Source organism: uncultured Xanthomonas sp., assembly GCF_964278005.1.
Lineage (GTDB): Bacteria > Pseudomonadota > Gammaproteobacteria > Xanthomonadales > Xanthomonadaceae > Xanthomonas_A > Xanthomonas_A sontii.
Genome location: NZ_CAXYKF010000006.1, coordinates 1 through 19,066, shown reverse-complemented (window position 1 = coordinate 19,066; position 19,066 = coordinate 1). Strand labels below are relative to the sequence as shown.

The window sequence follows — 19,066 nt, the reverse complement described above, 5'->3', positions numbered from 1 at the left end:
ACTCGGCATCCGCACGCTGCACGGCATGCGACGGCCGGTGGCGGCGGACAAGGCGACGCGTGGCACGGACACACGCAGCCGCCAACGATCGCCAAGCGCACCGACGACCTGGCACGGGCCGCACGCACCAGCACCCGGATGGAGAGCGACGCGCGACGCGCTGCAGAACGCGCTCACCCACGGCGATGCTTGCGCCACACGCGAGCGCGCGCCGCGCATGGCGTGTGGCGCATCGCGCAGCGCCAGCGTTCGATCACTCCCCGCCCCGCCCGCGCTCGCAAGCGCATCACCTGCGCACCGCTACGCTGTCGGCATGACCGTGCACGCCTTCCGTTCCCGCGCCGGCCACCGCCGTGACGCGCCTGTTACACTCGGGCTCCTGCTCGCGAATCTCGTATTCCCTGCATGATCCCCGCCCTCGACATCCTGCTGGCCTTGCCGTTTCTGATGGCGGCGGCCGTCGTCGCCCTGCGCCACCGCTCGCGCGCCACCCTGGCCTGGGCCGCGGCGCTGGCGCCGTTGGCGGGCCTGGCGGTGCTCGGCGCGCTGACGCCCACGGTGCTCGACGGCGGCATCGTCCGTGCCGACCACGCCTGGCTGCCGCAGATCGGCCTGCAGTTCTCGCTGCGCCTGGACGGCCTGGCCTGGATGTTCGCCGGCCTGGTGCTGGCGATCGGCGCGCTGGTGGTGATGTACGCGCACTACTACCTGAGTGCACGCGAGAACGCGGCGCGCTTCTATGCCTGCCTGCTGCTGTTCATGGGCGCGATGCTGGGCATGGTGATCGCCGGCAACCTGTTGCTGCTGATGGTGTTCTGGGAGCTGACCAGCATCAGTTCGTTCCTGCTGATCGGCTTCTGGTCGCACCGGCAGGACGCGCGCGACGGCGCGCGCATGGCCCTGGTGATCACCGGCGGCGGTGGCCTGGCGCTGCTCGGCGGCGTGCTGCTGCTGGGGCGCATCGTCGGCAGCTACCAGCTCGACGCGGTGCTCGCCGCCGGCGACGTGATCCGCGCCAGCCCGCTGTATCCGTGGGCGCTGGGGCTGATCCTGCTCGGCATCTTCACCAAGAGCGCGCAGTTTCCATTCCATTTCTGGCTGCCGCACGCGATGGCCGCGCCCACCCCGGTGTCGGCGTACCTGCACTCGGCGACGATGGTGAAGGCCGGCGTATTCCTGCTGGCGCGGCTGCATCCGGCGCTGGCCGGCAGCGACCTGTTCTTCTACACGGTCAGCGGCATCGGTGCGGTCACGCTGGTCACCGGTGCCTGGTTCGCGATCTTCCAGCACGACCTGAAGGGCCTGCTGGCGTATTCGACGATCTCGCACCTGGGCCTGATCACCATGCTGTTCGGGCTGTCCACGCCGATGGCGGTGGTGGCCGGCGTGTTCCACATCCTCAACCACGCGGTGTTCAAGGCCTCGCTGTTCATGGCCGCCGGCATCATCGACCACGAGACCCACACCCGCGACATGCGCCGGCTCGGCAACCTGCGCCGCTGGATGCCGATCACCAGCGCGCTGGCGATCACCGCCTCGCTGTCGATGGCCGGCATCCCGCTGCTCAACGGCTTCCTGTCCAAGGAGATGTTCTTCGCCGAGGCGCTGGGCGCCGACGGCCCGGCCGCGATGCGGGTGTTCACCGCGACTTCGGCGTTGCTGGCCGGTGTGTTCGGCGTGGCCTACAGCCTGCGCTTCGTCTATGAGACCTTCTTCGGCCGCGGCCCGCGCGACCTGGACACGATGCCGCACGAGCCGCCGCGCTGGATGAAGATTCCGGTGGATATCCTGGTGCTGGTGTGCGTGGCGGTCGGCATCGTGCCGGCGCTGACCGTGGCGCCGGTGCTGCGCGCCGCCGCCGGCGCGATCCTCGGCGACGCCCTGCCCGACTACAGCCTGGCGGTGTGGCATGGCTGGAACGCACCGCTGGCGATGAGCATCGCCGGCGTGGTCGGCGGCGTGGCGCTGTATTTCGGCCTGCGCCGGCTGACCGCGCTGTACACCGAGGTGCGCCGCTCGCTGGGCAAGCGCGTGTTCCACTGGCACGTGCAGACCCTGTTCGGCGTGGCCGCACGCTTCACCCGCCTGCTCGCCAACGGCCGCCTGCAGCGCAGCCTGCGCTGGCTGGTGCTGGCCGCGGTGGTCGTCGTGGCCGCGCCGCTGCTGCACGCGCCGCCGCTGTGGCAGCAGTGGCCGGTGCCGCAGGGGATGCCGCTGCTGGGTTGGGGGCTGTGGCTGCTGATCGTCAGTTGCGCGCTGTCCACGCTGTTCCTGTACCGGCAGCGGCTGCTGGCGGTGCTGGTGCTGGGCGGCAGCGGCCTGGGCGTAAGCCTGGTGTTCGTGTTCCTGTCGGCGCCGGACCTGGCGCTGACCCAGTTGCTGGTGGAGATGGTGACCCTGGTGCTGATGCTGCTGGGCATGAACTACCTGCCCAAGGCCTCGCCGCCGGAACCGCGGCGCTGGCGGCGCTGGCGCGATGCGGCCCTGGCGATCGTCGCCGGCGGCGGCATGGCGCTGCTGGCGTATTCGGTGATGACCCGGCCGGCGACGACGATGGCCGGCGAGCTGCTGCAGCGCGCGCTGCCCGAAGCCTACGGCCGCAACGTGGTCAACGTGATCCTGGTGGACTTCCGCGGCTTCGATACCTTCGGCGAGATCACCGTGTTCGGCATCGCCGCGCTGGTGGTGCATGCGCTACTGCGGCGCGCGCGGATGGCGCCGGAGAAGGTGATGCCCGGGCCGCCGATCAAGCTGCCGGTGCCGGCCGACCTGGCGCAGCTGATGTTCCCGCTGACCCTGACCGTGTCGATCTTCCTGTTCCTGCGCGGCCACAACGCGCCCGGCGGCGGCTTCATCGCCGGGCTGGTGCTGGCGGTGCCGCTGCTGATGCAGTACGTGATCCAGGGCGCAGCCTCGGTGGAGTCGCGCTTCGGCTTCGACTACATCCGCTGCATCGGCCTGGGTCTGCTGCTGGCCACGCTCGGCGGCATGGCCTCGATGCTGTTCGGGGTGCCGTTCCTGACCAGCGGCCATCTGGATCTGCAGTTGCCGCTGATCGGCACGGTCCCGCTGGCCAGCGCGCTGGTCTTCGATACCGGCGTGTATCTGGTGGTGTTCGGCGGCACCATGCTGACGCTGTCGATGATGGGCACGATCAAGCCCTCGCGCACCCGCGATTCGCAGCGCGGGCAGATCGACCCGACGCGGCGTTCGCCCATCACCGGGGAGATGCACTGATGGAACTGGCACTGGCGAGCGCGATCGGGGTGCTGACCGCGGTGGGCGTGTACCTGCTGCTGCGCGCGCGCAGCTTCGACGTGATCCTGGGCATGACCGTGCTGTCCTACGCCACCAACCTGCTGATCTTCGCCGGCGGCCGGCTGGTGCAGGGCAAGGCGCCGGTGCTGCGCGACGGCATCGCCCCGACCCTGGCCGAGCACGCCGATCCGCTGCCGCAGGCGCTGGTGCTGACCGCGATCGTCATCGCCTTCGCGATGACCGCGGTGAGCATCGTGCTGGCGATGCGCAGCCGCGGCGACAACCACAGCGACCACGTCGATGCGCGCCCGGACCCCGATCCCGCCGACGGGGAGGCGCCATGACCCATCTGCTGATCCTGCCGATCCTGATCCCGTTGCTCGGCGCGGCGCTGTCGCTGTTCGCCGAGCACCGCCGCTACGGCCGCAAGGTGCGCCGCGCGGTGGCGTGGACCGCGATGACGGCGCTGGCCGCGGCGGTGCTGGCGCTGTGCGTGCAGGTGAGCGACGGCCAGGTCCATGCCTACCTGCTCGGCGACTGGCCCTCGCGGCTGGGCATCGTGCTGATGGCCGATCGCCTGTCGGCATGGATGCTGGCGACCACCACCCTGCTCGCCGGCGCCTGCCTGCTGCACGCCTGCGCCGGCTGGGACCGGCGTGCGCCGCATTTCCATGCGCTGTTCCAGTTCCAGCTGGTCGGCCTCAACGGCGCGTTCCTGACCGGCGACGTGTTCAACCTGTTCGTGTTCTTCGAGGTGATGCTGATCGCCTCCTACGGCCTGCTGCTCAGCGGCGGGCGCAGCCTGCGCCTGCGCGTGGGCTTCCACTACGTGGTGTTCAACGTCACCTCCTCCACCGTGTTCCTGATCGCGCTGGGCCTGCTGTACGCGCTGCTCGGTTCGTTGAACATGGCCGAGCTGTCGCAGCGCGTGGCGCAGGCGCCGCCGCAGAACGTGGCGCTGATCAAGGCCGCGTTCGGCCTGTTGCTGCTGGTGTTCTGCGCCAAGGCCGCGCTGCTGCCGCTGTACCTGTGGCTGCCGGAAACCTATGCGCGCGCGCCGGCGGCGGTGGCGGCGCTGTTCGTGATCATGACCAAGGTCGGCCTGTACGCGGTGCTGCGGGTGAGCACGCTGATCCTCGGCAGCCAGGCGCAGGCGCTGGACGGTTACGGCCGCGACTGGCTGCTGTGGCTGGGCCTGGCGACGCTGCTGCTGGCCGCACTGGGCGTGCTGGCGGCGGTGCGCCTGCGGGTGCTGATCGGCTACCTGGTGATCGTGTCGGCGGCGACGCTGTTCGTGGCCTTCGCGCTGGACTCAGCCGGCACGCTCGGCGCCGGGTTGTATTACCTGGCGCACAGCAGCTTCGTCGCCGCGGCGCTGTTCATGATCGCCGACCTGATCCGGCGTCGCCGCGGCGGCGCCAGCGACCGCAAGGAGATCATCGCGCCGCTGCCGGGCAAGACCGTGCCCGGCGTGCTGTTCCTGATCGCGGCGATCTCGGTGGCCGGGCTGCCGCCGCTGTCCGGCTTCCTGGCCAAGGTGGCGATCCTGAGCGCGACGCCGGGCGGGCTGACCGCGCCGGTGTGGGCCGCGGTGCTGCTCAGCAGCCTGATGGTGATCATGGGCCTGACCCGCGGCGGCGTGCGCCTGTTCTGGCGCGTGCCCGGCGACCAGGACACGGCCGAGGACGGCACCGTGGAATTGCCGCGCCCGGCGCCGCGCAAGGCGCCGGCACGGCCGCTGGAAACCGCCGCCACCGTGCTGCTGCTCGGCTACGGCGTGGCGATGACCGTGGCGGCCGGGCCGCTGCTGCGCTACAGCGAGGCCGCCGCCGCACAACTGCTGCACCCGGCCGACTACACCACCCAGCTGCGCGGCACCGCGCCGATCCTGCGGGAGCCCTGACATGTCCGCCCGTCCCTGGTCGCGCCGTCTGTTCCCGTCCTGGCCGCTGAGCCTGACGGTCACCGCGTTCTGGCTGCTGATGAGCGACAGCTTCAGTCTCGGCCAGGTGCTGCTGGGCGCGGTGCTGGGCGTGGCGGTGCCGCTGTTCGCCGCGCGCCTGGACCGCGAGTTCGCGCGCATCGGCTCGCTGCGCCCGGTGCCGAAGATGCTGTGCGTGGCGGCCTGGGACATCGTGCGCTCCAACGTGGTGGTGGCGCTGCAGGTGCTCGGTCCGGAAAAACGCATCCACCCCGGCTTCATCTGGGTGCCGCTGGACATCGCCAACATCCACGGCATCGCCGCGCTGACCAGCATGATCACCCTGACCCCGGGCACGGTGTCGGCGGCGCTGTCGGACGACCGCAAGTACCTGCTGGTGCACGTGCTGCACCTGGACGATGCCGAGACCGTGATCCGGCAGATCAAGACGCGCTACGAAGCGCCGCTGATGGAGATCTTCCCATGACCAGCCACATGTTCATCGAGACCACGATCGTCGTGTGCATGCACGTGGTGGCGCTGGCGATGCTGCTGGCGCTGTGGCGGCTGCTGCGCGGGCCGACCGTGCCCGACCGCATCCTGGCGCTGGACACGCTGTCGGTGACCGCGATCGCCGAATTGATGCTGTTCGGCATGTACCTGGATTCGCCGGTGTATTTCGAGGCGGCGCTGATCATCGCCATGCTCGGCTTCGGCAGCACCGTGGTGCTGAGCAAGTTCGTGCTGCGCCGGGACATCGTCGAATGATCGGCGTGCTGCAGGTCGGGCTGTCGCTGCTGCTGATCGTCGGCTGCTTCTTCATCCTGGTCGGCGCGCTGGGGCTGGTGAAGCTGTCGGACTTCTTCAAGCGCCTGCACGCGCCGACCAAGGCCAGCACCCTGGGCGTGGGCTGCGTGCTGCTGGCCTCGGTCGGCTACCACCTGTTCCTGGGCCAGGATCCGCAGCCGCGCGAACTGCTGATCACCGCGTTCCTGTTCATCACCGCGCCGATCAGCGCGCACATGATGGCCAAGGCCGCGCTTTCGCTGATGCTGGAACAGCGCCCGCAGGTGCCGGGCAGCGACCACGCCGAGCAGGAAGGGCTGCCGCCGCCGGAGCAGCCGGAGGAGCGCTGAGCGCGCGGGTCTGCGTAGGAGCGGCTTTTCCGATTCCCGATTCCCGATTCCCCACTCTCGGCACTCACGCCACCAACGCCAACTCCAGTCCCACCCACGCCAGGAACGCCACCAGCAGCACCGCCCCCTCGCCGCGGCTCAGGCGCATGTCGCCGCGCAGCATCGGGTACAGCACCACTGCCAGCGCGATCGCCGCCGGCAGTTCCAGGCGCACGAACGAGGCCGGCAACGGCAGCGGCCGCAGCGCCGCCATGCCGCCGATCACCACCAGCAGGTTGAACAGGCTCGAGCCCAGCACGTGGCCGACCACCATGTCGCCCTGGCCACGGCGCGCGGCGGCCACCGCGGCGGCGGCTTCCGGCAGCGCGGTGCCGATCGCCACCGGCAGCAGGCCGACCAGCAACGGCGACAGGCCCCAGGCCGCACCCAGCCGCGGGGCGTGCTCCACCACCAGGTTGGCGCCGGCGTTCAACAGCACGAGGGCGATCAGCAGGCGCAGCAGGTTCAGCACCAGCCCGGTGCGGGTCACCGCGTAGCCGGACACGCCGAGCTGGCGTGCGGCCGGTTCATGCCGCGCGCGCAGCAGCAGGAAGGCGACCACGCCGACGAAGGCCAGCAGCAGCGCCACGCCCTCAGCGCGCGAGATCGCGCCATCCAGGCCGAAGCCGATCAGCGCCAGCGTCGCCAGGGTCAGCAGCACCAGCAGTGGCGGCAGCAGGCGCGTGCGCAGCAGCAGCGGCGCCGCCAGCGCGGCCAGGCCCAGGGTCAGGCCGAGATTGGCCAGGTTGCTGCCGATCGCGTTGCCCAACGCCAGGTCCTGCGCGCCGGCGGCGTAGGCGCGCGCGTTGACCGCCAGTTCCGGCAGCGAGGTGCCGAAGGCCACCAGCAGCAAGCCGGCCACGAACGGCGAGGCGCCGCAGCGCTGCGCCAGGCCGGAGGCCGCCTTCACGATCGAGTCCCCGCCCAGCGCCAGGAACGCCAGCCCCAACAGCACCAATCCGATCGCACCGGCCATCGCCGACTCCCTGCCCGCAAGATGCGGCGATTCTATGCGCAGCGCCGATGACGCCGCCGTGGTCGTGCCTGCCCGGCCATGGCACGCTGCGGCGGCCAGTCCCGCGCACAACCCGCCGCCACTGCACTGCGTTCATGCCCGACCGTGTCTGCTAGCGCCTGCCGCGCGCCCGACCGCGTCCCTCCCCTCGCCTTCGCCACAGGAGCCGCCCATGTCCCGTCCCGATCCCACGCCGCCGCCGCGGCGGCCCTGGCTGGCGCTGGCCGGCATCGCCGCGATCGCCGCGGCACTCGCCGCCGCCTTCGCCTGGAGCGCCGGCTGGCTCGGCGGCCCGCAACGGCTGACCGCGCAGCGCATGACCGACGCCATCGAAGCCGGCGGCCCGCCGCATCCGGGCTTCCGCCGTGCGCACAGCAAGGGCGTGTGCGTCAGCGGCCATTTCGAGGGCAACGGCCAGGGCAGCGTGCTGTCCTCGGCACGGGTGTTCGCGCAATCCTCGGTGCCGGTGCTGGGCCGCCTGTCGATCGGCGGCGGCGACCCGCACGGCGCCGACGGCGCCGCCCGCGTGCGCAGCATGGCGCTGCAGTTGCGCAGCGACGACGGCCAGGAATGGCGCACGGCGATGAACAGCTTCCCGTTCTTCGTGGTCGCCAGCACCGAGGGCTTCATGGCGCAGACGCTGGCCGCGCGGCCGGATCCGGCCACCGGCAAGCCGGACCCGGCGAAGATGGCGGCATTCCTGCAGCGCTACCCGGAAGCGAAGAAGTTCCAGGAGTGGGCCAAGACCGCACCATGGTCCAACAGCTGGGCCAACACCCAGTACAACGGCGTCAACGCGTTCCGCTTCACCGCCGCCGACGGCAGCACGCATGCGGTGCGCTGGTCGATGCGCCCGCAGACCCCGTTCGCACCGCTGTCGGCCGAGCAACGCGCCAAGGCCGACGCCGACTTCCTCAGCGAAGACCTGCAGGCGCGGCTGGCGCGCGGTCCGCTACGCTGGGATCTGGTACTGACCGTGGCCGCGCCCGGCGACCCGGTCGACGATCCGTCGCAGCCGTGGCCGCAGGACCGCCAGCAGGTGGTCGCCGGCACCCTGGTGCTGGACCATGCCGAGCCGCAGGCCACCGGGCCGTGCCGCGACCTCAACTACGATCCGCTGATCCTGCCGCACGGCATCGCCGGCTCCGACGATCCGATCCTGGCCGCGCGCTCGGCGGTGTACTCGCAGTCCTTCAACCGCCGCGAGCGCGAGATCGCCCACGGCCAGGCGCCCGATGCGACCGGTAAGCCGCACGGAGGTGCGCAATGAACCGCGACGACCGTTCCGCGCACTTCAACCTGCTCGCGCGCGTCCTGCACTGGCTGATGGCGGCGATGATCCTGACCATGCTGTTCGTCGGCGTGGGCATGGTCGCCTCGGTGTCGCAGCGGCCCTGGCTGCTGAACCTGCACCGCCCGCTCGGGATCGCCATCCTGGTGCTGGTGCTGGTGCGCCTGGGCAACCGCCTGCGGCACCGGCCGCCGCCGCTGCCGGCCGACCTGCCGCGCTGGCAAAAGGCCGCCGCGCATGCCTCGCACTGGCTGCTGTACGCGCTGATGCTGGCGATGCCGCTGCTGGGCTGGTCGATGCTCTCGGCCGGCGGCTACCCGATCGTGCTGTGGCCGGGCGTGCAATTGCCGCCGATCGCGCCGCACAGCCCGGCGCTGTATGCCTGGCTGCGCAGCGCGCACGGCTGGCTGGCCTACCTGCTGTTCGCCACGGTGCTGGCGCACCTGTGCGCGGCGCTGTTCCATGCCTGGGTACGCCGCGATGGCGTGTTCTCGAGCATGGCGCGCGGCCCGGCGACGCCTGCAGCGCCGCGCGACAAGGCGTAGTCCACCCGACGACGCGACACGCGGGGCGCAACGCGTGCGTCCCGCGCTGCGCACGCTAGCGCCGTCACGCGCATGTCGATCGGCCAGTGTGTGCGGCCTGCCTCCCGGGCGACGCCACGCGTTTGTGTCGCTCCCGACATGGTCCCGGCCCCGGCCCGCCGTTACACTTGTCGGCGGACGGGCGCGCTCGTCCGCCCCTGTTCTTCCCGCGCGCCGGTCGTTCCCCTGGGAATCCGGCGCCGCGGTCGCGCCAGCCAGTGCCGTTGTTCCGCAGCCCGCCACGTCGGCCTGCGAGTCCGCGCGCCAAGCCAGCTCACCCTCGATCGTCGTCCGGCGCCGCATCCGCGCCGGCGATGGCCCTGCCTGCTGCCTTGGAGTCCGCGATGTCCTGTGTTGCCCCCACCCGCCGTTTTCCGCGCCGTTCGGCCCTGGCCGCGGCCTGCCTGCTGGCTGCCATGCCGGCCTTCGCGGCGACACCGGCCGCGTCTGCTGCCGACAGCGCCGAGGACACCGAACGCGACGTCACCACCCTCGACAAGATCAGCGTCAAGGGCGAGCGCGCCGAGGGCTACAGCGTGCGCAAGACCAGCGCCGGCACCCGCTTCGAACTGGCGCCGCGGGAGATCCCGCAGTCGGTGAGCATCATCAGCCACCAGCGCATCGAGGATCAGGGCCTGGACGACATCATCGACGTGCTGGAGAACACCACCGGCGTGTCCAGCACGCGCTCGGACAGCGAACGCTTCGAGTTCTACGCGCGCGGCTTCTACATCGACAACTACCAGTTCGACGGCATCCCGACCACGATGGTGCAGAACTGGAGCTACGGCGATTCGGCGCTGGACCTGGCCCTGTACGACCGCGTGGAAGTGGTGCGCGGCGCCACCGGCCTGCTCACCGGCGCCGGCAACCCCTCGGCCTCGGTCAACCTGATCCGCAAGCACGCCGACAGCGCCGAACTCACCGGCAGCGTCACCGTCAGCGCCGGCAGCTGGGGCCGCACGCGCTCCACGGTCGACGTCACCACCCCGCTCAACGCCAGCGGCACGGTCCGCGCCCGGGTGATCGGCAGCTACCTGGACACCGATTCGTACGTGCAGCGCTACAGCCAGCGCAAGTCGCTGGGCTATGCGGTGATCGATGCCGACCTGACCCCGGACACGCAGCTGAGCGTGGGCTACGACTACCAGAACAAGCAGTCCGACGGCGTCACCTGGGGCGGCTTCCCGCTGTGGTACGCCGACGGCAGCCGCACCGACTATCCGCGCTGGTTCAACCCGGCCGCGGACTGGACGTTCTGGGACACCACCAGCAAGCGCGCCTTCGCCACCCTGCAGCACGCCTTCGGCAACGGTTGGCAGCTCAGGCTCAACGCCACCCACGACCAGACCGACGTCACCGACAAGCTGTTCTACCCGTACTACACGATCTATGGCTTCGACCGGCAGACCGGCGCCGGCGTGGTGCCGTATTCGGGCTACTACATCACCGGGCGCAAGGTCGACGGCCTGGACGCCTACGCCGAAGGCCCGTTCCAGCTGGGTGGGCGCGAGCACGAATTGATGGCCGGGCTCAGCTACAACCGCCGCCGCTACGTGAACACCGGCGCCTTCGACTTCCCCGGGCCGCTGCCGAGCTACCTGGGCTGGACCGGCGCCTATCCGGAACCGGCCTGGTCGCCGCTCAGCGAGTTCAGCCGCGGCACCGTCACCCAGAAGGCCGGCTATGCGGCGGCACGGCTGTCGCTGGCCGATCCGCTGAAGCTGATCGTGGGCGCGCGCTACACCGACTGGAAGGTGGACGGTGCCGAGAGCGGGGTGGGCTACGTGCTGCACCAGGAGAAAACCACGCCCTACGCCGGCCTGGTGTACACGCTCGACGACGTCTGGTCGGTCTATGCCAGCTACACCGACATCTTCCAGCCGCAGACCGCGCGCACCGCCAGCGGCGCCTACCTGGACCCGGTGATCGGCAAGAGCTACGAGGCCGGCATCAAGGGCGCCTGGTTCGACGACCGCCTCAACGCCGCACTGTCGGTGTTCCGCATCGACCAGGACAACGTCGCCCAAGCCACCAGCGGGTTCGTGCAGGGTACCACCGAAACCGCCTATGTCGCCGCGCAGGGCACGGTCAGCCGCGGTTTCGAACTGGAACTCAACGGCGAGCTGGCGCCGGGCTGGAACGCCACCTTCGGCGCCTCGCGCTACGTGGCCAAGGACGTCGCCGGCGCCGACATCAACAGCCAGTTGCCGCAGACCACGCTCAAGCTCTACAGCAGCTACACCCCGCGCAGCCTGGGCGAACTGACCGTCGGCGGCGGCGTCAACTGGCAGAACCGCATCTACTACGTCGATGCCACCTACGGCCGCTTCGCGCAGAGCGGCTACGCGCTGGTCAGCGCTTTCGCGCGCTACCGCCTGTCGCCGGCCTTCTCGGTGCAGCTCAACCTCAACAACCTGCTGGACAAGCGTTACTACGCGCAGATCTACGGCTACGGCGCCTGGGGCGAACCGCGCAACGGCACGCTGAGCTTCAGCTGGTCGTTCTGAGCCGGCAGGCCGCGCGCGGGTGCTGACGCTGGCACGGCCGCGGGCGCAGGCGCGCGACCGCAGCACTGCATGCACGGGATGGAGGCGGCCTAGGCCTCGGCGATGCGCAGCGGTGCGTCGCCAGCGGCAGCGACCCGGTTGCGGCCGCTGCGCTTGCCGCGGTACAGCGCCGCATCCGCGCAGCGCAGCAGCTCCTCGGTGCTGCGGCCGTGGTCCGGATAGGCGGCCACGCCGATCGACACGGTCACCGGCGGCAGCGCCTGACCCTGGTGCTGCACCTGCAGGTTCGCCACCGCGGCGCGGATCTGCTCGGCGCGGCGCTGCGCCACGTCGGCGGCGGCGCCCGGCAGGATCACCGTGAACTCCTCGCCGCCGTAGCGGCAGGCGATGTCCTCCGGCCGCACCAGCCCGGCCAGCAACTGGCCGAACGCGGCCAGCAAGGCATCACCGCCGGCGTGGCCGAGGCGGTCGTTGAGCGCCTTGAAGTGGTCCAGGTCCAGCATCATCAGCGCCAGCGGCTGGTCGCGCCGCTCGCAGCGCGCCAGTTCGCGCAACAGCGACTCTTCCAGGTAGCGGCGGTTGTACAGCCCGGTCAGCGGATCGCGGATCGACTGCAGGCGCAGACGCTGGCGCAGCTGCAGGTTGTGCAGCGCCATCGCCAGTTGTTCCGCCACCACCTCGACCAGGGGCAGGCGCTCGAGCAGGATCGGATCGCGGCTGGACAGATGGATCAGCCCCAGCGGCTCGCCCTGCACCATCATCGGCACGCAGGTGCCATGGCGTGCCACGCCGGCGGCGTGCGCGCAGGCCGGCGCGGCGCCGGGCCGCTGGATCTGGGTGGCGCGGCTGCGCAGGCCTTCGCAGCCGCTCAGCGACAGCGACGGCGCGCACACCGCATCCTCGCCCCAGTGCGCGACACAGACCGCCTGCTCGCCCGCCGCGTCGGTGCAGTACACGCTGCAGCCGGCATCGCCGAGCAGGCGCTCCAGCGCCTGCCGCGCGACCTCCACCGCCTCGTCCTGCTGCACGCAGCTCTGCAGTCCGCGGCTGCAGCGGTTGAGCGTGCGCAGATCCTGTTCGGTGCGCTGCATCTGCTGCACGGTGCCCACCAGCAGCGCATTGGCATGGTGACCGCGCTGCTCGGCCTGGCTGCGGCGGCCGATCTCGCGGCGCAGCAGCAGGTACAGGCCCAGGGTCAGCGCACACACCGTGGGGATGCCGATCACCGCCAGCCGGCGCAGCAGGTCGGCGTTGGCGGCGGTGGAGCGGGCGCTGCTGGCCAGCGCCGCGCGCTCGCTGCGCACCAGGCTGTCGGTGTTGCGCCGGATCGCCTGCGACAGCACGCGGCCCTGGCGCGCACGCTCCGGGTCCGGCCTGAGCATGCCCGGGCCGCCGCCGCGCTCGAAACGGGCCACGGCCCGCGCGCTGTCGCGCATGCGCGTCTGCACCTGCGCCTGCACCAGGCGCAGGCGCTGCTGCTGGGCGGGGTCGTGCCGTACCAGTGCTGCCAGCTGCTCCAGCCGCGCCGGCAGCGTCTGCTGGCAGCCGCGGAAGTCGGCCAGATGCTCGCGGCTGCCCAGCAGCAGGAAGCCGCGTAACGAAGCATCGCAGTCGGCGAGGTTGAGCTGCAGGCCGTTGATTTCGGCAATGACCCGGTGGCTGCGCTGCACCGCGGCCGCATCGGCGAGAAAGCGCTCGCTGCCCACCAGCACGCCGCCACTGATGCCCAACAGCAGCAGCAGGGCCAGCGGCACGCCATAGCGGTTGATCGTGGTGGAGGGCATGGCGTCGGCCAATGGGAGGAAGGAAGGCCGCGCGCGCCCTGCACTGCGCCGCGCAGTCAAGCGCAGGGAGCCAAGCAAGTTTCAGGCCGAACCGCGCGCCGCGTCACAGCCAGCCCTTCTGCCGCGCCAGCCGCGCCGCCTCGATGCGGTTGCCGACCCCGAGCTTGCCGATCGCCTCGGACAGGTAGTTGCGCACCGTGCCCGACGACAGCCCCAACTGCGTGGCGATGTCGCCCGCCGAGGCGCCCTCGCCGGCCAGGCGCAGCACCTGGCGCTCGCGGTCGTTGAGCGGGTCGGCCTCGGACCAGGCTTCCAGCGCCAGTTCCGGGTCGATCGCGCGGCCGCCGCGGTGCACCTGGCGGATCGCCTCGATCAGCCGCTGCGGCGGCGCATCCTTGAGCAGGTAGCCGCCGACCCCGGCGTCCAGGGCGCGGCGCAGGAAGCCGGGGCGGGCGAAAGTGGTGACGATGATGACGCGCACCGGCAGTTGCTGGCGCTGGATGCGCTGGGCCAGCTCCAGGCCGCTGAGGCCGGGCATCTCGATGTCGGTGACCAGCAGGTCCGGCGCATGCGCCTGCAGCGCGCGCCAGGCGGCTTCGCCGTCGGCCGCGCTGGCGACCAGGTCGAGATCCGCTTCCAGGCCCAGCAGTGCGCCCAGCGCACCGCGCACCATTGCCTGGTCCTCCGCCAGCACTAAACGAATCACGGCACCCCCCGGTCCTTGTCGGCCCATTGTAGTGCCCGGGCCGGGCCGGCGCTCAGCCGAGCGCGGCGTCCTGGTCCACCGGGGACTGCATCCGCGCCGCCGGCGCGGCATCCGCCATCGCCGCCTCGACCCGCGGCAACGGCGCGGCGGCGACCAGGCAGGTGCCCAGGCCGCGCTCGGAGGCGATGCGCAGGCTGCCGCCCACCGCCTCCAGCCGCTCGCGCATGCTGCTCAGCCCGGTGCCCGGCTGCAGCGCGCCGCCACGGCCGTCGTCGCGCAGTTCCAGCAGGGCCTGGCCGCGCTCGCACCACAGCCGCAACTGCGCGTGGCTGGCACGCGCGTGGCGCTGGATGTTGGTGGCGGCCTCGCGCAGCACCAGCGCGAACACCGTCTCCAGCTGTGGGCACGGCGGCAAGGCCTCGACCTGGTAGCGGAAGGTCACCCCCGACGACTCCAGCAGCAGCTTGGCCGAGGCGATCTCCGCCGCCAGCTGCGCCGCGCGGATGCCGCTGACCGCACGCCGCACCTGGCCCAGCGCCTCGCGTGCGACCTGGCCCACTTCCTCCATCTCGCGCTGCGCCGCGGCGGCGTCGTGCGCGAGCAGGCGCGTGGCCAGGTCCGACTTCAGCGCCACCAGCGACAACGTGTGGCCGAGCAGGTCGTGCAGGTCGCGACCGATGCGCTCGCGCTCGGCCACCGCCGCCAGGCGCCGCACTTCCTCGTGGCTCAGGCGCAGCTGCGCCTCGCCGCGCGCACGGCGCTCGAAGCTGATGTTCATCAGCCCCACCGACAGGCCGACCACCATCGCGCTGACCATGTACAGCGGCGACCAGCCGCGCATCGTCCAGGCCAATGCGAACGAGGCCAGCACCAGCAGCATCGCCGCCACCGCCCGCTTCGGCTCGAAGCAGAACGCCAGGAAGGCGCAGGCATAGATGATGTAGCACTGCGCGCCGGGGTTGTACGGCAGCACCACGAACGCCAGCGCCGCCATGCCGGCCACGCACCAGGGCAGGTAGCGCCGGTGGCGGTAGTAGGCCACGTAGTACAAGGCCAGGAACATCAGATAGCTGGCCAGCGTCGGCGGGAACCAGTTGCGGAAGTAGTACGGTTCGTAGAGCGGAGTGACGAACAGCCAGATCGACCACACCAGCGACAGCCACACGAACCAGTGGGTGCTGGACTTGGCCGAGCTCCAGCCGATGCGGCGGGCGATCAGCGAGTCGGGCGAGGCGTGCAGCAAGGCGATCACGTCGGGCTCCCAGGGCGGCACGGCCGCCGCAGCGCATAGCTTAGCGAAGGCACCGGCGCGCGAAACCGCGCGGCGACGCCGGGATCGGCACGGCGCACCATCAGCCGCGACGCAGGCGCCGCTGCGCCAGTGCGTAGAACACCACCGTCACCGCCAGCAGCGCGATGACATGGCCGGCACTGCCGTGGCCGTCGCCCTGCCCGACCACGCGCAGCGCCAGCTGGCCCAGGTGATAGGACGGCCACAGCGGCGCCAGCGTGGTCAGCCACGCCGGCAGCAGCTGCAGCGGGATCCACAGCCCCGACAGGAACGCCATCGGCAGGTAGATCAGGTTGACCAGCGCCGGTGCGCCGCTGCCGCCGGCATAGGCGCCCAGCGCCAGACCGATCGCGCAGAACGGCAGCGTGCCCAGCACGTCCACCAGCAGCAGCCCGATCCGCTGCGCCGGCGTCAGCATCACCCCGCCGAGCAGCGCGGCCAGCGCCTGCAGCAATATGCCGATCGCCAGCGCGAAGGCCATCGCCAGCGCGGTGCGCGCCAGCAGCAGGGCCAGCGGCGGCACCGGCATCGCCCGCTTCAGCGCGAGCAGGCCGCGATCGCGGTCCAGGGCCAGGCCTACGCCGAACCCGAACAGGGCCGGCGCCATCACCCCGAACACGCTGTAGCTGGCCATCAGGTACACCGCCGCGTCGTGGCGCCCATGATTGAGCAGCACCCCGAACAGCAGGTAGAACAACGGCGGGAACAGCAGCGTCGGCAAGGCGAACGACGGCATGCGCAGCCAGCGCAGCACCTCGTAGCGGATCTCGCGCAGCAGCAGGGCGCTCTGGTCGCGCAACGACCAGGCGGCCGCCGGGGAAGCAACGGACAGATCGATCGGATTCATGCGGCCTCCGCACGGGTGATGGCGAGAAAGGCGTCGGCGAGGCCGGCACGGCGCACTTCCAGCGCCGTCAGCGCCGGATCGCTGGCGAGCAGCCGCGCCACCACCGGCTCGGCCGGCTCGGCGACCACCTCCAGCACCCCGTCGCGACTCTCGGCGCGACGCACCTGCGGCCACTGCGCCACCTGCGCCGCCGGCAGCGCGCTGCGGCAGCGGATGGTGCATTGTTCGAAGCGCGCACGCAGTTCGGCGACGCTGCCCTCGGCGATCAGCGTGCCGCGCTGCAGCACCGCCACCCGGTCGGCCAGCGCCTCGGCCTCTTCCAGATAGTGCGTGGTCAGCAGCACCGCGCAGCCGTCGGCGACCAGCTCGCGGATCGCCCGCCACAGGCCCTGCCGCGCCTCGATGTCCAGGCCGGTGCTGGGCTCGTCCAGGAACAGCACCCGCGGCCGCCCGCAGATCGCCATCGCGAATTGCACGCGGCGCTGCTGGCCGCCGGACAGTTGGCCGTAGCGGCGTGCCATCAACCCGTCCAACCCGGCCAGCGCCACGCAGTCGGCGACGCTGCGCGGCTGCGGGTAATAACCGCGCGCCTGCAGCAGCAGTTCGCCCACGCGCAGGGTGTCCGGCAGCCCGGCGGTCTGCAGCATCGCCCCGGCCTGGCGGCGTGCGGCCAGCGCCCGCGGATCCTGCCCGCACAGGCGCACGCTGCCGGCGTCGGGCGTCTGCAGCCCGAGCAGCAGGCTCACCGCGGTGCTCTTGCCGGCGCCGTTGGCGCCCAGCAGCGCCAGCAACTGGCCGGGCCGCAGCTGCAGGTCGACGCCGTCGAGCGCGACCAGCGTCCCGTAGCGCTTGTGGACGCCGCTGAGCTGCGCCAGCGGCAACGCATCGTGATCGGGCATGGGACACTCCGGTGGTGGCAGGGAGTGCCTAGGCTGCGCCGCGGCGGAGTCGCCGCCCAGTGCGGCGCGTCAGCTGCAGTGGATGACATCTGTCACTGGCAGCCCCCGCACGATTGCCGCATGCTGCGATCCACGCCGAGGGGCGGCGTTCTCCCGCTACAGCGCATCGCAGAAAGTGACTTCCGGCCATGCCCACAGCGGCCGGTGGCTCGCACACTGCAGCGCGCCGACCGTTTCGTTCAAGGACACGATGAGTACTTCCTCCGACCTGCTCAAGGAACTCCGTATCGACCGCAAGGCGCCGCCGAGCGAGCCGCCGTCGCGGCGCGGGCTGTGGATCGCCGTGGTGCTGCTGGTGGTGCTGCTCGCCCTGGGCGCCGGCGGCTGGTGGCTGTTCGGCCGCAGCAAGCCGCTGGAGGTGCGCACCGCTGCGGTGGTGGCGATCGCCCCCGGCAGCAGCAGCGCCTCGGTGCTGGACGCCAGCGGCTACGTGGTGGCGCGGCGCATGGCCACGGTCTCGGCCAAGATCACCGGCAAGGTCCGCGAGGTGCGCATCGAGGAAGGCATGCGCGTGGAGGAAGGCCAGGTGATGGCGACGCTGGATCCGATCGACGCCAACGCGCAACGGGTGCTGTCGGCCTCGCAGCTGGAGGCGGCGCGCAGCCTGGTCGCCAACATGCAGGCGCAGGTGCGCCAAGCCGATGCCGACGCGCAGCGGCTGCAGACCCTGGCCGGCCAGCAACTGGTCTCGCGCTCGCAGTACGAGCAGGCGGTGGCGCAGCGCGATGCCCTGCGTGCGCAGTTGCAGAATGCGCAGCGCAACGTGGCGGTGGCCGGCAACCAATTGTCGATCTCCGATCTCAACGTGGACAACACCATCGTGCGTGCGCCGTTCTCCGGCGTGGTCACCGCCAAGGCGGCGCAGCCGGGCGAGATCGTCTCGCCGCTGTCGGCCGGCGGCGGCTTCACCCGCACCGGCATCGGCACCATCGTCGACATGGATTCGCTGGAGATCGAGGTCGAGGTGGGCGAGTCCTACATCGGCCGGGTCAAGCCGGGCATGCCGGTGGAGGCCACGCTCAACGCGTATCCGGACTGGAAGATCCCGGCCGAGGTGATCGCGATCATCCCCTCCGCCGACCGCGGCAAGGCGACGGTGAAGGTGCGCGTGGCGCTGAAGCAGAAGGACGCGCGGATCGTGCCGGAGATGGGCGTGCGGGTCAGTTTCCTGGAGGCGCCGCAACCGCAGACGCAGCACACGCCGCAGGGCGTGCGGGTGCCGGGCGCGGCGATCGTCAAGCGCGCCGGCCAGGACGTGGCGTTCGCGGTCAAGGAGGACAACACGGTCGAGCAGCGCGCGCTGAAGACCGGCATCGCCCTGGGCGACGACCGCCAGGTGCTGTCCGGCCTGGCCGCCGGCGACACGGTGGTGCTGGATCCGCCAGAGGCCTTGCGTGCCGGCATGCAGGTGAAGACGGCGGAGGCCGCTGCGCAGTAGCGCAACAAACAAGCACGCGCTGCGCACTGCACCAGCGCCTCGACGTCGCAGCTTTCCGATGTAGGTCAGTTTCAGCTGCGCCTGCCGCAGCCGAATCGATCAAGCTCCAGTTGTTGCTGTTGCTGTGCTTTACCGCTGTTGCGGTTGCTTTTGCTCTACAGGGTTCCCTTCCGCAGCGGCGGATGGACCGGGGAAAAACCCGAAGGGCGGCGTACATGGATGTACGCCGTTCGCGGCAGGGGCAGGATGCCCCTTCCGCGAATCCCCGGTGCATCCGCGGACCCGGA

At 71.3% G+C, this 19,066-nt stretch carries 16 protein-coding genes; 10 read left to right on the top strand and 6 right to left on the bottom strand.

Annotated elements, in window-relative coordinates:
- Nucleotides 1-405 precede the first annotated feature (405 nt).
- The 6 genes from ACHWVH_RS02440 to ACHWVH_RS02415 are packed head-to-tail and all read left to right on the top strand — an operon-like array spanning nucleotide 406 to nucleotide 6,315.
- Entirely contained in the window at nucleotides 406-3,237 is a 2,832-nt protein-coding gene (locus tag ACHWVH_RS02440; protein WP_394686602.1) for a monovalent cation/H+ antiporter subunit A, read from the top strand.
- On the top strand, nucleotides 3,237-3,602 hold the full coding sequence (locus ACHWVH_RS02435) for a Na+/H+ antiporter subunit C (RefSeq protein ID WP_017908199.1): 366 nt from the start codon (nucleotides 3,237-3,239) through the stop codon (nucleotides 3,600-3,602). Before ACHWVH_RS02440 ends, ACHWVH_RS02435 begins: the two co-directional genes overlap by 1 nt.
- Nucleotides 3,599-5,161, top strand: a complete 1,563-nt coding sequence (locus ACHWVH_RS02430; RefSeq protein WP_267106403.1) for a monovalent cation/H+ antiporter subunit D — start codon at nucleotides 3,599-3,601, stop codon at nucleotides 5,159-5,161. The genes ACHWVH_RS02435 and ACHWVH_RS02430 overlap by 4 nt, the downstream gene beginning before the upstream one ends.
- Nucleotide 5,162: 1 nt before the next feature.
- Nucleotides 5,163-5,666: a Na+/H+ antiporter subunit E gene (locus tag ACHWVH_RS02425; protein WP_010341382.1), complete on the top strand. Its 504-nt coding sequence runs from the start codon at nucleotides 5,163-5,165 to the stop codon at nucleotides 5,664-5,666.
- Entirely contained in the window at nucleotides 5,663-5,947 is a 285-nt protein-coding gene (locus ACHWVH_RS02420; RefSeq protein WP_017908201.1) for a K+/H+ antiporter subunit F, read from the top strand. Before ACHWVH_RS02425 ends, ACHWVH_RS02420 begins: the two co-directional genes overlap by 4 nt.
- Complete coding sequence (locus ACHWVH_RS02415) at nucleotides 5,944-6,315, top strand: Na+/H+ antiporter subunit G (protein WP_017908202.1); 372 nt, start codon at nucleotides 5,944-5,946, stop codon at nucleotides 6,313-6,315. The genes ACHWVH_RS02420 and ACHWVH_RS02415 overlap by 4 nt, the downstream gene beginning before the upstream one ends.
- A 64-nt stretch (nucleotides 6,316-6,379) precedes the next feature.
- Here the strand turns inward: ACHWVH_RS02415 and ACHWVH_RS02410 are convergent, their stop codons facing one another.
- A complete protein-coding gene (locus ACHWVH_RS02410; RefSeq protein ID WP_267103558.1) occupies nucleotides 6,380-7,330 on the bottom strand; it encodes a calcium/sodium antiporter in 951 nt (316 codons plus the stop codon).
- A 211-nt stretch (nucleotides 7,331-7,541) separates the two neighbouring features.
- Between ACHWVH_RS02410 and ACHWVH_RS02405 the strand changes: the two genes are divergently transcribed.
- The 3 genes from ACHWVH_RS02405 (at nucleotide 7,542) to fhuE (ending at nucleotide 11,754) form a co-directional block, all read left to right on the top strand.
- Complete coding sequence (locus ACHWVH_RS02405) at nucleotides 7,542-8,639, top strand: catalase family peroxidase (RefSeq protein WP_295924504.1); 1,098 nt, start codon at nucleotides 7,542-7,544, stop codon at nucleotides 8,637-8,639.
- Nucleotides 8,636-9,205 carry a cytochrome b gene (locus tag ACHWVH_RS02400; protein ID WP_394686601.1) on the top strand — a complete coding sequence of 190 codons (570 nt, stop codon included), beginning with the start codon at nucleotides 8,636-8,638 and terminating at the stop codon, nucleotides 9,203-9,205. The genes ACHWVH_RS02405 and ACHWVH_RS02400 overlap by 4 nt, the downstream gene beginning before the upstream one ends.
- A 383-nt stretch (nucleotides 9,206-9,588) precedes the next feature.
- Nucleotides 9,589-11,754: a ferric-rhodotorulic acid/ferric-coprogen receptor FhuE gene (gene fhuE, locus ACHWVH_RS02395; RefSeq protein ID WP_394686600.1), complete on the top strand. Its 2,166-nt coding sequence runs from the start codon at nucleotides 9,589-9,591 to the stop codon at nucleotides 11,752-11,754.
- A gap of 89 nt (nucleotides 11,755-11,843) precedes the next feature.
- Here the strand turns inward: fhuE and ACHWVH_RS02390 are convergent, their stop codons facing one another.
- The 5 genes from ACHWVH_RS02390 to ACHWVH_RS02370 all read right to left on the bottom strand — a co-directional run bounded on the left by ACHWVH_RS02390 (nucleotide 11,844) and on the right by ACHWVH_RS02370 (nucleotide 17,281).
- On the bottom strand, nucleotides 11,844-13,538 hold the full coding sequence (locus ACHWVH_RS02390; protein ID WP_394686599.1) for a diguanylate cyclase: 1,695 nt from the start codon (nucleotides 13,536-13,538) through the stop codon (nucleotides 11,844-11,846).
- A 103-nt stretch (nucleotides 13,539-13,641) separates the two neighbouring features.
- The gene (locus ACHWVH_RS02385; protein WP_026143841.1) at nucleotides 13,642-14,244 is read right to left on the bottom strand and encodes a response regulator transcription factor; all 603 of its coding nucleotides are present in this window, start codon (nucleotides 14,242-14,244) and stop codon (nucleotides 13,642-13,644) included.
- 52 nt (nucleotides 14,245-14,296) lie between these two features.
- Nucleotides 14,297-15,496, bottom strand: a complete 1,200-nt coding sequence (locus ACHWVH_RS02380) for a sensor histidine kinase (protein ID WP_284467916.1) — start codon at nucleotides 15,494-15,496, stop codon at nucleotides 14,297-14,299.
- 100 nt (nucleotides 15,497-15,596) lie between these two features.
- The gene (locus tag ACHWVH_RS02375; RefSeq protein ID WP_394686598.1) at nucleotides 15,597-16,382 is read right to left on the bottom strand and encodes an ABC transporter permease; all 786 of its coding nucleotides are present in this window, start codon (nucleotides 16,380-16,382) and stop codon (nucleotides 15,597-15,599) included.
- Nucleotides 16,379-17,281, bottom strand: a complete 903-nt coding sequence (locus ACHWVH_RS02370) for an ABC transporter ATP-binding protein (protein WP_394686597.1) — start codon at nucleotides 17,279-17,281, stop codon at nucleotides 16,379-16,381. Before ACHWVH_RS02370 ends, ACHWVH_RS02375 begins: the two co-directional genes overlap by 4 nt.
- 250 nt (nucleotides 17,282-17,531) lie before the next feature.
- Between ACHWVH_RS02370 and ACHWVH_RS02365 the strand changes: the two genes are divergently transcribed.
- The gene (locus ACHWVH_RS02365) at nucleotides 17,532-18,779 is read left to right on the top strand and encodes an efflux RND transporter periplasmic adaptor subunit (RefSeq protein WP_295924491.1); all 1,248 of its coding nucleotides are present in this window, start codon (nucleotides 17,532-17,534) and stop codon (nucleotides 18,777-18,779) included.
- Nucleotides 18,780-19,066: the final 287 nt, after the last annotated feature.

Coding starts and splice junctions, on each gene's coding strand:
- ACHWVH_RS02440 (WP_394686602.1), top strand. CDS start 406: ATGATCCCCGCCCTCGACATCCTGCTGGCCTTGCCGTTTCTGATGGCG.
- ACHWVH_RS02435 (WP_017908199.1), top strand. CDS start 3,237: ATGGAACTGGCACTGGCGAGCGCGATCGGGGTGCTGACCGCGGTGGGC.
- ACHWVH_RS02430 (WP_267106403.1), top strand. CDS start 3,599: ATGACCCATCTGCTGATCCTGCCGATCCTGATCCCGTTGCTCGGCGCG.
- ACHWVH_RS02425 (WP_010341382.1), top strand. CDS start 5,163: ATGTCCGCCCGTCCCTGGTCGCGCCGTCTGTTCCCGTCCTGGCCGCTG.
- ACHWVH_RS02420 (WP_017908201.1), top strand. CDS start 5,663: ATGACCAGCCACATGTTCATCGAGACCACGATCGTCGTGTGCATGCAC.
- ACHWVH_RS02415 (WP_017908202.1), top strand. CDS start 5,944: ATGATCGGCGTGCTGCAGGTCGGGCTGTCGCTGCTGCTGATCGTCGGC.
- ACHWVH_RS02410 (WP_267103558.1), bottom strand. CDS start 7,330: ATGGCCGGTGCGATCGGATTGGTGCTGTTGGGGCTGGCGTTCCTGGCG.
- ACHWVH_RS02405 (WP_295924504.1), top strand. CDS start 7,542: ATGTCCCGTCCCGATCCCACGCCGCCGCCGCGGCGGCCCTGGCTGGCG.
- ACHWVH_RS02400 (WP_394686601.1), top strand. CDS start 8,636: ATGAACCGCGACGACCGTTCCGCGCACTTCAACCTGCTCGCGCGCGTC.
- fhuE (WP_394686600.1), top strand. CDS start 9,589: ATGTCCTGTGTTGCCCCCACCCGCCGTTTTCCGCGCCGTTCGGCCCTG.
- ACHWVH_RS02390 (WP_394686599.1), bottom strand. CDS start 13,538: ATGCCCTCCACCACGATCAACCGCTATGGCGTGCCGCTGGCCCTGCTG.
- ACHWVH_RS02375 (WP_394686598.1), bottom strand. CDS start 16,382: ATGAATCCGATCGATCTGTCCGTTGCTTCCCCGGCGGCCGCCTGGTCG.
- ACHWVH_RS02370 (WP_394686597.1), bottom strand. CDS start 17,281: ATGCCCGATCACGATGCGTTGCCGCTGGCGCAGCTCAGCGGCGTCCAC.
- ACHWVH_RS02365 (WP_295924491.1), top strand. CDS start 17,532: ATGAGTACTTCCTCCGACCTGCTCAAGGAACTCCGTATCGACCGCAAG.